This window comes from Paracoccus sigandri (assembly GCF_003709565.1).
In the GTDB taxonomy this organism is placed as follows: Bacteria; Pseudomonadota; Alphaproteobacteria; order Rhodobacterales; family Rhodobacteraceae; genus Paracoccus; species Paracoccus siganidrum.
Genome location: NZ_QNRC01000014.1, coordinates 70,248 through 82,793, shown reverse-complemented (window position 1 = coordinate 82,793; position 12,546 = coordinate 70,248). Strand labels below are relative to the sequence as shown.

Genomic DNA, 12,546 nt, shown 5'->3' with positions numbered 1-12,546 from the left:
TTATCCCTCGCCTTCGGGGGCCGGCACGGGATCGGCCGGCACGCTGTTGCTTTTCGGGCGGGCATCGTCGGGAAGCTCGCCCGTGACCAGATAGATCACCTGCTCGGCGATGGCGGTGGCGTGATCGCCCATCCGCTCGACGTTCTTGGCGATGAAATGCAGGTGCATGCAGGGGGTGATGTTGCGCGGATCCTCCATCATGTGGGTCAGGAATTCGCGGAACAGCGCGTTATACATCTGGTCCACCTCCAGGTCGCGCTGGCGCACGTCCTCGGCCAGGTCCGCGTCGCGGCGGATATAGCTGTCCAGCGCGTCCTGAAGCATCTTGTCCACCGCCGAGGACATCCGCCGCAGCGCCATGCCCGCGCCCTCGATGGCGGGCAGCTGCGACAGCACATGGGTGCGCTTGGCCATGTTCTTGGCATAATCGCCGACGCGCTCCAGCGAGGCGGCGATCTTCATCACCGCCAGGACCATGCGCAGGTCGGTGGCGGTGGGCGCGCGCAGGGCGATCAGGCGGGCCGATTCCTCGTTGATCTGGGCCTCCAGCGCGTCGATCCCCTTGTCGCGGCGCCGGACCTCTTCGGCCAGTTCCTCGTCGCGGGATTCCAGCGCGGCGGCGGCGTCCGAGATGGCCGCCTCGACCATGCCGCCCATGCGCACGACCTGCGCCTGGATCGTTTCCAGGTCGCGGTCGAAGGCCGAGGAAATATGCTTTTCGCGATTCATGTCGGGCTGTCTCCCTGCCCCGTCAGCCGATCCGGCCCGAGATATAGGCCTCGGTCCGGCTGTCCTGCGGTTTGGTGAAAATGTCGTCGGTCTCGCCATATTCCACCAGGTTGCCCAGGTGGAAGAAGGCGGTCTTCTGGCTGACCCGCGCGGCCTGCTGCATCGAATGGGTGACGATCACGACCGAGAAGCGCGAGCGCAGCTCGTCGATCAGTTCCTCGACCTGCGCGGTCGCGATCGGGTCCAGCGCGCTGCAGGGCTCGTCCATCAGCAGCACTTCGGGGCTGGTGGCGACGGCGCGGGCGATGCACAGACGCTGCTGCTGGCCGCCCGACAGGCCGGTGCCGGGTTCGCCCAGGCGGTCCTTGACCTCGTTCCACAGCGCGGCGCCGCGCAGGGATTTCTCCACGATCTCGTCCAGCTCGGCGCGGTTGCGGGCCAGCCCGTGGATGCGCGGGCCGTAGGCCACGTTGTCATAGATCGACTTCGGGAAGGGGTTCGGCTTCTGGAACACCATGCCGACCTTGGCGCGCAGCTGCACCGGATCGACGCGGCGGTCATACACATCCTCGCCGTCCAGCCGGATCTCGCCCTCGACCCGCGCCGCCGGGATGGTGTCGTTCATCCGGTTGATGCAGCGCAGGAAGGTCGATTTCCCGCAGCCCGAGGGGCCGATGAAGGCGGTCACGGTCTTGTCCAGGATGTCCACGTCGACATCCTTCAGCGCGTGCTTGTCGCCGTAATAGACCTGCACCTTCCGCGCCGAGATCTTGATGTCCTGCTGACTCACGGCTCTCTCCAAAACACTCATGTCGTTCATGTAAGCCTCCTTGGGCCGCATTACCAACGGCGCTCGAACCGGCGGCGCAGCCAGATGGCCAGCAGGTTCATGCACAGAAGGAAGACCAGCAGCACGATGATCGCCCCCGAGGCCCGCTCGATGAAGGCCGGGTCGGCGCGCTGCGTCCAGTTGTAGACCTGCACCGGCAGGGCCGAGGCGGGATCGAACAGCCCCTCGGGCGGGGCGCCGGGGAATTCGCGCACGAAGGCCACCATGCCGATCAGCAGCAGCGGTGCGGTCTCGCCCAGGGCCTGCGCGAGGCCGATGATGGTGCCGGTCAGGATGCCCGGCATGGCCAGCGGCAGGACGTGGTGGAAGACCGACTGCATCCTTGAGGCGCCGACGCCAAGCGCCGCGTCGCGGATCGAGGGCGGCACCGCCTTCAGCGCCGCGCGGGTCGAGATGATGATCGTCGGCAGCGTCATCAGCGTCAGCACCAGCCCGCCGACGATGGGCGCCGATTGCGGCAACCCGGCGAAGTTGATGAAGGCGGCCAGGCCCAGGATCCCGAAGACGATCGAGGGCACCGCGGCCAGGTTCGAGATATTGACCTCGATGATGTCGGTCCAGCGGTTCTTGGGGGCGAATTCCTCAAGATAGATGCTGGCCGCGACGCCGATGGGCACCGCCAGGAACAGCACCACCAGCATCATGTAGAGCGAGCCCAGGATCGCCACGCCCACCCCGGCGGCTTCGGGCCGCTGGTCCGAGGCGTCGGGATTGGTCACGAAGTTCCAGTTGAAGCGCGTGACCAGCATCCCGCGTTCGGCCAGCGCATCGGCCAGCATCAGCTGCTCGGGCGAGGTATTGGCGTCCCGCGCGGCGCTGGCCATGGTGACGCGGCCCTTGAAATAGCCGTCGACGCGGCCGTTCACCAGCACGTCCAGCTCGATCGTCTGGCCGACCAGCTCGGGGTCCGCCAGCACCCGGTTGCGCACCTGCGCCGCCGCCTCGCGCGAGATCAGGCCCTTGATTTCCCGGTCGCTCAGCCCCTCGATCTGGATGCCGGTATTCTCGACCGCGGCCGCCAGCGCGCTGTCCAGCACGCTGCCATAGCGCAGGGTCAGCACCTTCGACATCTCGGCCGGGTCGCGATTGCCCTCGGGGTCCAGCTGTTCGGCATTCAGCGCCACCGGGATCGACAGATAGGTCTGCCGGAAGGCGCCCGATCCGGCGCTGATGATGGTGATCATCAGCACCACCAGCGCGGCAAGGGCCAGCCCGATCGCCGCGGCGCCATAGGAACGGAAGCGTTTCTCGGCGGCGTTGCGGCGGCGGGTCCGGTCGTCCTGCGACAGCAGCGAGGATTTCTGCGCGGGCTGCGCGGCGGCGGGGTTCTGCGGCATCGGAAGATCGGTCATTCGTACTGCTCGCGATATTTGCGCACGATATAAAGCGCGACGATGTTGAGCCCCAGCGTGATGACGAACAGCGTCAGCCCGAGGGCGAAGGCAACCAGCGTCTCGGGCGAGCTGAAGTCGTTGTCGCCGGTCAGCTGGCTGACGATCTTGACGGTGATGGTGGTCATCGCCTCGAAGGGGTTCAGGCTCATCCTGGCGGCGGCCCCGGCGCCGAGGACGACGATCATCGTCTCGCCGATGGCGCGGCTGGCGGCCAGCAGAACCGCGCCGACGATGCCCGGCAGGGCGGCGGGCAGCACCACCTGGCGGATCGTCTCGGACGGGGTCGAGCCGAGGCCGAGCGCGCCGTCGCGCAGGCTTTGCGGCACGGCGTTGATGATGTCGTCGGACAGCGAGCTGACGAAGGGGATCAGCATGATGCCCATGACCAGGCCGGCGGTCAGCACCGAGGAGGCCGAATTCCCCAGCCCCATCGGCTGGGCGAAATAGTCGCGCAGCATCGGCCCGACGGTGATCAGCGCGAAGAGGCCGTAGACGATGGTCGGGATGCCGGCCAGGACCTCGATCGCCGGCTTGGCGATGCCGCGCACGCGCTTGGAGGCATATTCCGACATGTAGATCGCGGCGAACAGCCCGATGGGCACCGCCACCAGCAGCGCGATCAGCGAGACATAGAGCGTCCCCCACAGCAGCGGCAGGACGCCCAGCTGCGAATTCCCCTGGAAGCGCGGCGTCCATTCGGTGCCGAAGAAGAAGGTCTTCCAGTCGTAGAGCTGCAGGAAATGCCCGGTCTCGAACAGCAGCGACAGCACGATGGCCGCGGTCGTGGCGATGGCGATGACCGAACACAGGATCAGGATGCCCAGCACGATCTTCTCGACCGCGTTGCGGGCCTGGAAGCCCTGGCCGACGCGGCTGACGCCCCAGCCCAGGCCCAGGACGGCGGCCCCCAGGGCGACAAGCCCGGCGACCGGGCCGGCGCTGGCCCCGATCACGCCGCCCATGCGCATGAAGCTGGCGATGGCCAAGACCGCCAGCGGCAGGATCAGCGTGGTCAGCGCCACGCTTGCCCCGTGATAGACCGGCCGGCTGTGCAACAGGCGGATGTCGGGACCGGCCGAGGCGTAGATCCGCTGGCGGCCGACGAAATATCCGGCGATGGCCAGCATGAAACTGGCGATCAGGGCCCAGGATAACGGCATAGGCGCTTTCCTTGCGTAGGAACGATCTGGACAGAGAACGCAGACGGGCGGCGCCTTATTTCGCGCCGCCCGTCCTTTTCGTCACTGCATCACGGTTTCGTCGGCGACGGCGGCCTGGATGTCGGCCAGCTCGGGATCCGAGACCAGCCCGTATTCGGCCAGCGGGCCGTCGGGACCGGCCAGGTCGTCCGAGACGAAGAACTCGACGAATTCCTTCAGCCCGTCGACCTGCTCGAAATGCGCCTTCTTCACATAGATGAACAGCGGGCGCGACACAGGATATTCGCCCGAGGCGATGGTCTCGGTCGAGGGGGTGACACCCGAGATGGTGCCGACCGACAGCTTGTCGGTGTTGTTCTCGTAGAAGGCCAGGCCGAAGACGCCGATGCCGTTGGGCGAGCTGTCGATGCGGGCCAGCGTCTCGGTATAGTCGCCGTCGATGTCGACCGCGCGGCCGTCGGTGCGCAGCGTCATGCAGGCCTCATGGGCGGCATCCTCGCCCAGCTCAGCGGTGAAGACCTCCAGCGCGCCCGATTCCTCGCAGCCGGCCAGGATCACCTTTTCCTCGAAGACTTCGCGGGTGCCGTGCTTGGTGCCGGGCACGAAGGCCAGGATTTCCTGGTCGGGCAGATCGGGGTTCACCTGGCTCCAGTTGGTCGCGCTGTTGTCGGCGACGGCGCCGTCCACGACGACCTTGGCGGACAGGGCGTTGAACCAATCGGCCGGGGTGAAGGCGAAATCCGGCCCGTTGGCCGAGCTGGCGAAGACGATCCCGTCATAGCCGATGCGGACTTCCATGATCTCGGTCACGCCATTGCCCTGGCAGGCGGCAAGCTCGCCCTCGCGGATCTGGCGGCTGGCATTGGCGATGTCGATGGTGTTGGTGCCCACGCCTTCGCAGAATTTCTGCAGCCCGGCGCCGGTGCCGCCCGATTCGATGACCGGGGTGCGGTAGTCGGTGTTCTCGCCGAAGGCTTCGGCGACGATGGTGGCATAGGGCAGCACGGTCGAGGAACCAGAGATCTGGATCTGCTCGCGCGCCTGAGCGGCAACGGCCGAAGCCGCAACGATGGCCAGCGCCGAGACGGTGAATTTCGCGGTTTTCATGGATCACTCCTGAATCAAAATGGCCCGAGGGGGGCATGTGCGTGACCTAAACGTCGCGCGCGACACTTATGCGAACATAATGTGACGGTTTTGCGACAACGCCCCCGCGGCCCCGTTCCAGGCGCCGGAATCCGCCGGCTTTGCCCCGCGATCAGTCCGCGCGATCAGTCCTCGGGGCCGATCCGGCCGCGGATGCCGCCGGTCTGGGCGCGGTCCATCAGCAGGTGGTCCAGAATCACGCAGGCCGCCATGGCCTCGGCCACCGGCACGGCGCGGATGCCCACGCAGGGATCGTGGCGGCCCTTGGTGATCAGCTCGATCTCCTCGCCGTGGCGGTTGATCGTGCGGCGGGGGGTGGTGATGGAACTGGTCGGCTTGACCGAGAAGCGCAGCACGATGTCCTGCCCGGTGCTGATCCCGCCAAGAATGCCGCCAGCGTGGTTCGACAAAAAGAACGGGCCGTCATTGCCCATGCGGATCTCGTCGGCATTGTCGGTGCCGGTCAGCCCGGCGGCGCCCAGGCCCTCGCCGATCTCGACGCCCTTGACGGCATTGATCGACATCATCGCGGCGGCCAGGTCGGTGTCCAACTTGGCATAGACCGGCGCGCCCAGGCCGGGCGGGCAGCCCTCGATCAGCAGCTCGATCGCGGCGCCGACGCTGTTCTGGTCCTTGCGGATGCCGTCCAGGTAATCCGACCATGCCTGCACCGCGCCCGGATCGGGCAGGAAGAACGGGTTTTCGGAAATGGCGCTGCTGTCGAAATTCGCGCGGTCCAGGTGCAGCGCGCCCATCTGCACCATGTAGCCGGTGATCTTCAGATCGGGCAGCAGATGCCGCAGCGCCGCCTGCGCCACGGCCCCCGCCGCCACCCGCGCCGCCGTTTCGCGCGCCGAGGAGCGCCCGCCGCCGCGATAGTCGCGGATCCCGTATTTCAGGTGATAGGCGATATCGGCATGGCCGGGCCGGAAGCTGTGGGCGATCTCTCCGTAATCCTTGCTGCGCTGGTCGGTATTCTCGATCATCAGCTGGATCGGCGTGCCGGTGGTGCGGCCCTCGAAGACGCCCGACAGGATGCGGACCTGGTCGGGTTCCTTGCGCTGGGTGGTGTGCTTGCTGGTGCCGGGGCGGCGGCGGTCCAGGAATTGCTGGATGAACGCCTCGTCCAGGGCCACGCCGGGGGGCGTGCCGTCGACGGTCGCGCCAAGGGCGGGGCCGTGGCTTTCGCCCCAGGTGGTGAACCGGAATTCGCGGCCGAAGGTGTTGTAGCTCATGCCGTTTCTCCGCTGAGGGCTTTCAGTTCATAGATCAGGTCCAGCGCCTCGCGCGGGGTCATCGCGTCGGGATGCACCTGTTTCATCCGCGCGTCCAGCGCGCTTTCCCTGGCCTTCGCGGGCGCAGGCGCGGGGGGTGCTGCGCGGAACAGCGGCAGGTCGTCGATCAGCGCGGCGGGGCGGGCCGCACCCTCGCGCTCGCCCGATTCCAGCGCGTCCAGCACCTCGCGCGCGCGGTCCACGACGCTGGCCGGAAGGCCCGCCAGCCGGGCGACCTGCACGCCATAGCTGCGATCGGCGGCGCCCTTCCTGACCTCGTGCAGGAAGATCACCTCGCCCTCCCATTCGCGCACGCTGACGGTGGCGTTTTCCACCCCGTCCAGACGCGCCGACAGCGCGGTCATCTCGTGGTAATGGGTGGCGAACAGCGCGCGGCAGCGGTTGACCTCGTGCAGATGCTCCATCACCGCCCAGGCGATGGACAGCCCGTCCCAGGTCGCCGTGCCGCGGCCGATCTCGTCCAGGATCACCAGCGCATGGTCGTCGGCCTGGTTCAGGATCGCCGCGGTTTCCACCATCTCGACCATGAAGGTCGAGCGCCCGCGCGCCAGGTCGTCGGCGGCACCGACGCGGCTGAACAGCTGGCTGACCAGACCGATATGGGCGCGGCACGCGGGCACGAAGGCCCCGGCCTGGGCCAGCACGGCGATCAGCGCATTCTGGCGCAGGAAGGTGGATTTCCCGGCCATGTTCGGCCCGGTCAGCAGCCAGATCGCCGGGGTGGCGCCCGTGGTCAGGTCGCAGTCATTGGCGACGAAGCTTTCCGACTTGCGCTTCAGCGCGCGTTCCACGACCGGGTGGCGGCCGCCCTCGATGGCAAAGGCGCGGCTGTCGTCGACGCGCGGCCGCACCCAGCCCTCGCCCGAGGCGATGTCGGCGAAGGCGGCGGCAAGGTCGATCTCGGCCAGGGCGCGGGCCGCCTGGCCGATCTGCGGCGCGCGGTCCAGGACGGCGGCGCGCAGCTGCTCGAAGATGCCGCGCTCGATCTCCAGCGCGCGGTCGCGGGCGTTCAGGATGCGGGTCTCCAGCTCCGACAGCTCGACCGTGGTGAAGCGGATCTGGTTCGCGGTGGTCTGGCGGTGGATGAAGGTCTCGGACAGCGGCGGGGCCAGCATCCGCTCGGCATGGGTGGTGGTGGTCTCGATGAAATAGCCCAGCACGTTGTTGTGCTTGATCTTCAGGCTCTGCACCCCGGCCAGGGCGGCGTAATCCGCCTGCATCCCGGCGATGACGCCGCGCCCCTCGTCGCGCAAGCGGCGGGTCTGGTCCAGGTCGGGGTCGTATTCCGGCGCCACAAAACCGCCGTCGCGAGTCAGCAGCGGCGGCTCGGCCACAAGCGCCCGGTCCAGCAGGCCGGTCAGCGGGTCATGGCCGGTCAGGTCGCGCGCGGCCTCGCGCAGGACCGGGGCGGCATCGTCGGGCAGGCGGGCGGCGATGGCCGCGCCCTGCGTCAGCCCGGCGCGGATCGCGGCCAGATCGCGCGGGCCGCCGCGTTCCAGCGCCAGCCGCGACAGCGCGCGGTCCATGTCCGGCACGCGGGCCAAGGCCGCGCGCAGATCGGCCGCCAGGCGCGGATCGTCGACCAGTTGCGCCACCGCGTCATGGCGGGCATGGATCAGCGCCAGATCGCGCGACGGCGCGCTGATCCGGCGTTCCAGCAGCCGCGCCCCCGCCGCCGTCACGCTGCGGTCGATGGCGGCCAGCAGCGATCCCTCGCGCCCGCCCGACAGGGCCTGGGTCAACTCCAGGTTGCGGCGGGTGGCGGCGTCGATCTGCATCGCGCCGCCCGCGCGTTCGCGGACCGGCGGACGCAGCAGCGGCAGCTTGCCCTTCTGCGTCAGCTCCAGATAGTCGACGATGGCGCCCATGGCCGACAGCTCGGCCCGGCTGAAGGCGCCGAATCCGTCCAGCGTCTCGACCCCGTAGAGCGCGCAGAGCCGCCGCGCGCCCGCGCCGCTGTCGAAGGCGCTGGCATGCAGGTCGGTCAGCGCCGCGCCGGCATCGGCGGCCAGCTCGTCAAGGCCCGACCCGTCCACGGCCAGCAGCTCGCGCGGCGCCAGGCGCGCCAGTTCCGGCGACAGGCGCGCCGGCGGGCAGTCCATCACCTGGAAGGCGCCCGTGGAAATATCCACCCAGGCCAGCGCCGCCTCCTCGCGCACCTGGGCGAAGGCGGCCAGGAAATTGTGCCGCCGCGCCTCCAGCAGCGATTCCTCGGTCAGCGTGCCGGGCGTGACCAGCCGCACCACGTCGCGCGCGACCACGGATTTCGAGCCGCGCTTCTTCGCCTCGGCCGGGTCCTCCATCTGCTCGGCGATGGCGACGCGGAAACCCTTGCGGATCAGCGTCAGCAGGTAGGATTCGGCGGCATGGACCGGCACGCCGCACATCGGGATCGGCTCGCCCAGATGGGTGCCGCGCCTGGTCAGCGCGATGTCCAGCGCCGCCGCGGCCGCCACGGCATCCTCGAAGAACATCTCGTAGAAGTCGCCCATGCGATAGAACAGCAGCGCGCCGGGATTGGCCTCGCGGATCGCCAGATACTGCGCCATCATCGGTGTGGGCTGGTCGCTCATGGATGTCCTTCGCCTGTGGTCTGGCGCGTTTCTAGCCGCTTGCGCCGGGCTGCGAAACCACTACATTCATTCACGACCTCGGGGAGCCCGGCCGGGCTGAGACGCATGACGCGGACCCGTTGAACCTGATCCGGCTCATACCGGCGGAGGGAAGGTATCGCTGCCCTTTCTTTCGACACGAACCGAAGGAGGAACAGCGATGAAATCCCGCCTGATCGCCGCGATGATCGTCCCCTCGCTGCTGGCCGTCGCCCCCGCCGCCGCGCAGGACCGCCCGGTGCTGACCGTCTATGCCGGCGATTACGTCGCCAGCGAATGGGGGCCGGGGCCGCAGATCAAGGCGGGGTTCGAGGCCTTCTGCGACTGCGAGCTGCGCTTCGTGACCGGCGACATCCTGCCCCGCATCCTGATGGAGGGCGAGGGCACCCAGGCCGATATCGTCTTCGGCCTGAACACCGACGTGACCGCGCGCGCCCGCTCATCCGGGCTGTTCGCGCCGCATGGGCAGGACACGTCCGACATGTCGCTGCCGGTCGAATGGACCGACCCGATCTTCCTGCCCTACAACTGGGGCGAGACCGCCTTCATCTATGACGAAACGCGGCTGGAAAATCCCCCCGCCAGCTTCGCCGAACTGCTGGAGGCCCCCGACGACCTGAAGATCGTCATCCAGGACCCGCGCGCCTCGATTTCCGGGCTGGCGCTGCTCTTGTGGGTCAAGGGGATCTATGGCGAGGACGCGCCGGACGCCTGGGCGAAGCTGGCGCCCAAGGTGCTGACGGTGACGCGCGGCTGGTCCGAATCCTACGGCATGTTCACCGAGGGCGAGGCCGACATGGTGCTGTCCTACACCACCTCGCCCGCCTATCACATCGCCGCCGAGGAGGACCTGACCAAGAAGGCCGCGATCTTCCCCGAGGGCCATTACTTCATGACCGAGCTGGCCGCGCAACTCGCCTCGACCGACCAGCCGGAGCTGGCGCAGCAATTCATGGACTGGATCCTGACGCCGGAATTCCAGGCGACCATCCCGCTGGCCAACTGGTCGCTGCCCGCCAAGCTGCCGCAGGACGACTGGCCCGAGGTCATGCGCGATCTGCCCCGCCCCGAAAAGACGCTGTTCTATGACGAAGCAGAGGCCGAGGCGCTGCGCCAGCCGGCGCTGGACGAATGGCTGCGGGCGTTTTCCCGATAAGGCAGCCGGGCGGGGCGGCGATCGCCGCCGCGCTGGCCGCGCTGGTCCTCGGCACCTTGGCCGCGGTCGCATGGCAGGCGCGCGGGCTGTCGGCGCTGGGGCCCTGGGACTGGCGCGCGGTCTGGTTCACGATCTGGCAGGCGGTGGTCTCGGCCTCGGTCTCGGCCATCCTGGCGATCCCGGTGGCCCGCGCGCTGGCGCGGCGGCGCTTTGCCGGCCGGGCGGTGCTGGTCACGCTGCTGGGCGCGCCCTTCATCCTGCCGGTGATCGTGGCGATCATGGGGCTGATCTCGGTCTTCGGGCGCGGCGGGGTGCTGAACGACGCGCTTCGCGCGGCCGGCCTGCCCGAGATCTCGATCTATGGCTGGCAGGGGGTGATCCTTGCGCATGTGTTCTTCAACCTGCCGCTGTCGGTGCGGCTGATCCTGCAGGGCTGGCAGGCGATCCCGGCGGAACGATTCCGGCTGGCCGAAAGCCTGGGCTTCGCGCCGCGCGACATCGCCCGCCACCTGGAACGCCCGATGCTGCGCGCGGTGCTGCCCGGCGTCTGGCTGGCGGTGTTCCTGGTCTGCCTGACCAGCTTCACCGTCGCGCTGGCCCTGGGGGGCGGCCCGCGCGCCACCACGGTCGAGCTGGCGATCTACCAGGCGTTCCGCTTCGATTTCGATCTGGGCCGGGCGGCAATGCTGGGGCTGGTGCAGATCGCGCTTTGCGTGGCGGCGATGGCGCTGGCGCGCTGGATCGCGATCCCGGCGGCCTTCGGCGCGGGGCTGGACATGCCCTCGCAGCTGCGCGGGCTAGGCGGCTGGCGGCGCCTGGCGGACGGGCTGGCCATCACGCTGGCCGCCGCCTTCCTGCTGTGGCCGATCCTGGCCGTGACCCTGCGCGGGCTGCCGCGCATCCCCCTGCTGCCGCCCGAGGTCTGGGACGCCGCCGTCCGGTCGGTGGTCATGGCGCTGATCTCGGCCACGCTGGCGATCCTTCTGTCGCTGGCGCTGGCGCTGGCCATCGCGCGCGGCGGGGCGCGCTGGATCGAGACCGCGGGGATGCTGCCGCTGGTCGCCTCGCCGCTGGTGCTGGGCACGGGGCTGTTCATCCTGCTGCGCGGCGTGGCGTCTCCGCAGGCGATGGCGCTGCCGGTCACGGTCGCGATCAACGCGATCATGGCGCTGCCCTTCGGGCTGCGGGCGCTGATCCCGGCGGCGCGCGACCTGGAAGGCGATTTCGGCAGGCTGGCCGATTCGCTGGACATGCGCGGGCTGGCGCGGCTGCGGCTGCTGGTCCTGCCGCGCCTCGCCCGGCCCCTGGGCTTTGCCGGGGGGCTGGCGGCCGCGCTGGCGATGGGCGACCTGGGGGTGATCACGCTGTTCGCCACCGACCAGCCGACCCTGCCGCTGAAGCTGTATCAGCTGATGAATTCCTATCGCATGGCCGATGCCTCGGCCTGCGCGGTGCTGCTGATGGCGATCAGCTTCGCCCTGTTCTGGCTGTTCGACCGCGGAGGCCGCCTTGCTTGAGCTGCAGAACCTCTCCGTGACCCGCGGCAGCTTCACCCTGGCCGCCGACCTTGCCATCGAGCCTGGCGCCCGCGTGGCGGTGATCGGCGCCTCGGGATCCGGCAAGTCGACGCTGCTGTCGCTGATCGCGGGCTTCTTGGTGCCCGATCGGGGCCGGATCCTGTGGGAGGGGCGCGACATCACCGCCACGCCGCCGGGCAAGCGGCCGGTCTCGGTGCTGTTTCAGGACCAGAACTTGTTTCCACACCTGACGGCAGCACAAAATGTTGGGCTTGGCCTGCGCCCCGACCTGCGCCTGTCCTCGCCGCAGCGGGTCCGGGTCGGCCAGGTCCTGGAAGAGGTCGGGCTGGCCGGGATGGAGGACCGCAAGCCCGCCGACCTGTCGGGCGGCCAGCAAGGCCGCGTCGCGCTGGCCCGCGTGCTGCTGCGCGCGCGGCCGGTCCTGCTGCTGGACGAACCCTTCGCCGCGCTCGGCCCGGCGTTGAAGGCCGAGATGCTGGACCTGCTGGCCCGGATCGCCGAGGAAACCGGCGCGACGGTGCTGATGGTCAGCCACGATCCCGGCGATGCGCGGCGTTTCGCGCCCCAGACGATCCTGATCGAGGACGGCCGCGCCCAGCCGCCGCAGCCGACCGGGCCGCTGCTGGACGATCCGCCGCCGGGCCTGCGCGCCTATCTGGGCTGAGG

General features: G+C 69.1%; 10 protein-coding genes and 1 riboswitch. Of the genes, 3 read left to right on the top strand and 7 right to left on the bottom strand.

Annotated elements, in window-relative coordinates; translation table 11 throughout:
• The 7 genes from phoU to mutS form a co-directional block, all read right to left on the bottom strand.
• On the bottom strand, positions 1-729 hold the full coding sequence (gene phoU / locus C9E82_RS14060; RefSeq protein ID WP_119897142.1) for a phosphate signaling complex protein PhoU: 729 nt from the start codon (positions 727-729) through the stop codon (positions 1-3).
• A 22-nt stretch (positions 730-751) separates the two neighbouring features.
• On the bottom strand, positions 752-1,549 hold the full coding sequence (gene pstB, locus C9E82_RS14055) for a phosphate ABC transporter ATP-binding protein PstB (protein WP_119897141.1): 798 nt from the start codon (positions 1,547-1,549) through the stop codon (positions 752-754).
• Between the two features lie 20 nt (positions 1,550-1,569).
• Complete coding sequence (gene pstA, locus C9E82_RS14050) at positions 1,570-2,931, bottom strand: phosphate ABC transporter permease PstA (RefSeq protein ID WP_119897140.1); 1,362 nt, start codon at positions 2,929-2,931, stop codon at positions 1,570-1,572.
• Entirely contained in the window at positions 2,928-4,133 is a 1,206-nt protein-coding gene (gene pstC / locus C9E82_RS14045; RefSeq protein ID WP_119897139.1) for a phosphate ABC transporter permease subunit PstC, read from the bottom strand. Before pstC ends, pstA begins: the two co-directional genes overlap by 4 nt.
• An 81-nt stretch (positions 4,134-4,214) precedes the next feature.
• Positions 4,215-5,240 (bottom strand): substrate-binding domain-containing protein, encoded by a 1,026-nt coding sequence (locus tag C9E82_RS14040; RefSeq protein WP_119897138.1) that lies wholly within the window; start codon positions 5,238-5,240, stop codon positions 4,215-4,217.
• 164 nt (positions 5,241-5,404) lie between these two features.
• Positions 5,405-6,514 (bottom strand): chorismate synthase, encoded by a 1,110-nt coding sequence (aroC, locus tag C9E82_RS14035; protein WP_119897137.1) that lies wholly within the window; start codon positions 6,512-6,514, stop codon positions 5,405-5,407.
• Positions 6,511-9,147 (bottom strand): DNA mismatch repair protein MutS, encoded by a 2,637-nt coding sequence (gene mutS / locus C9E82_RS14030; protein WP_119897136.1) that lies wholly within the window; start codon positions 9,145-9,147, stop codon positions 6,511-6,513. Before mutS ends, aroC begins: the two co-directional genes overlap by 4 nt.
• 69 nt (positions 9,148-9,216) lie before the next feature.
• Positions 9,217-9,316, top strand: a riboswitch (TPP riboswitch).
• 30 nt (positions 9,317-9,346) lie between these two features.
• On the opposite strand from mutS, the gene C9E82_RS14025 reads away from it, so the two are divergent.
• From C9E82_RS14025 to C9E82_RS14015, 3 genes are read left to right on the top strand one after another with little or no spacing between them, the layout of a single operon-like run.
• Positions 9,347-10,342, top strand: a complete 996-nt coding sequence (locus tag C9E82_RS14025; protein ID WP_119897135.1) for a thiamine ABC transporter substrate-binding protein — start codon at positions 9,347-9,349, stop codon at positions 10,340-10,342.
• Positions 10,318-11,859, top strand: coding sequence for an ABC transporter permease family protein (locus tag C9E82_RS14020; RefSeq protein ID WP_119897134.1), 1,542 nt, complete (start codon positions 10,318-10,320; stop codon positions 11,857-11,859). Before C9E82_RS14025 ends, C9E82_RS14020 begins: the two co-directional genes overlap by 25 nt.
• Positions 11,852-12,544 carry a thiamine ABC transporter ATP-binding protein gene (locus tag C9E82_RS14015; RefSeq protein WP_119897133.1) on the top strand — a complete coding sequence of 231 codons (693 nt, stop codon included), beginning with the start codon at positions 11,852-11,854 and terminating at the stop codon, positions 12,542-12,544. The genes C9E82_RS14020 and C9E82_RS14015 overlap by 8 nt, the downstream gene beginning before the upstream one ends.
• Positions 12,545-12,546 lie beyond the last annotated feature (2 nt).

Excerpts from the sequence above, each read along its gene's own strand:
- pstB (WP_119897141.1), bottom strand. The coding sequence starts at position 1,549 with ATGAACGACATGAGTGTTTTGGAGAGAGCCGTGAGTCAGCAGGACATC.
- C9E82_RS14020 (WP_119897134.1), top strand. The coding sequence starts at position 10,318 with ATGGCTGCGGGCGTTTTCCCGATAAGGCAGCCGGGCGGGGCGGCGATC.
- C9E82_RS14040 (WP_119897138.1), bottom strand. The coding sequence starts at position 5,240 with ATGAAAACCGCGAAATTCACCGTCTCGGCGCTGGCCATCGTTGCGGCT.
- pstC (WP_119897139.1), bottom strand. The coding sequence starts at position 4,133 with ATGCCGTTATCCTGGGCCCTGATCGCCAGTTTCATGCTGGCCATCGCC.
- phoU (WP_119897142.1), bottom strand. The coding sequence starts at position 729 with ATGAATCGCGAAAAGCATATTTCCTCGGCCTTCGACCGCGACCTGGAA.
- pstA (WP_119897140.1), bottom strand. The coding sequence starts at position 2,931 with ATGACCGATCTTCCGATGCCGCAGAACCCCGCCGCCGCGCAGCCCGCG.
- mutS (WP_119897136.1), bottom strand. The coding sequence starts at position 9,147 with ATGAGCGACCAGCCCACACCGATGATGGCGCAGTATCTGGCGATCCGC.
- aroC (WP_119897137.1), bottom strand. The coding sequence starts at position 6,514 with ATGAGCTACAACACCTTCGGCCGCGAATTCCGGTTCACCACCTGGGGC.
- C9E82_RS14025 (WP_119897135.1), top strand. The coding sequence starts at position 9,347 with ATGAAATCCCGCCTGATCGCCGCGATGATCGTCCCCTCGCTGCTGGCC.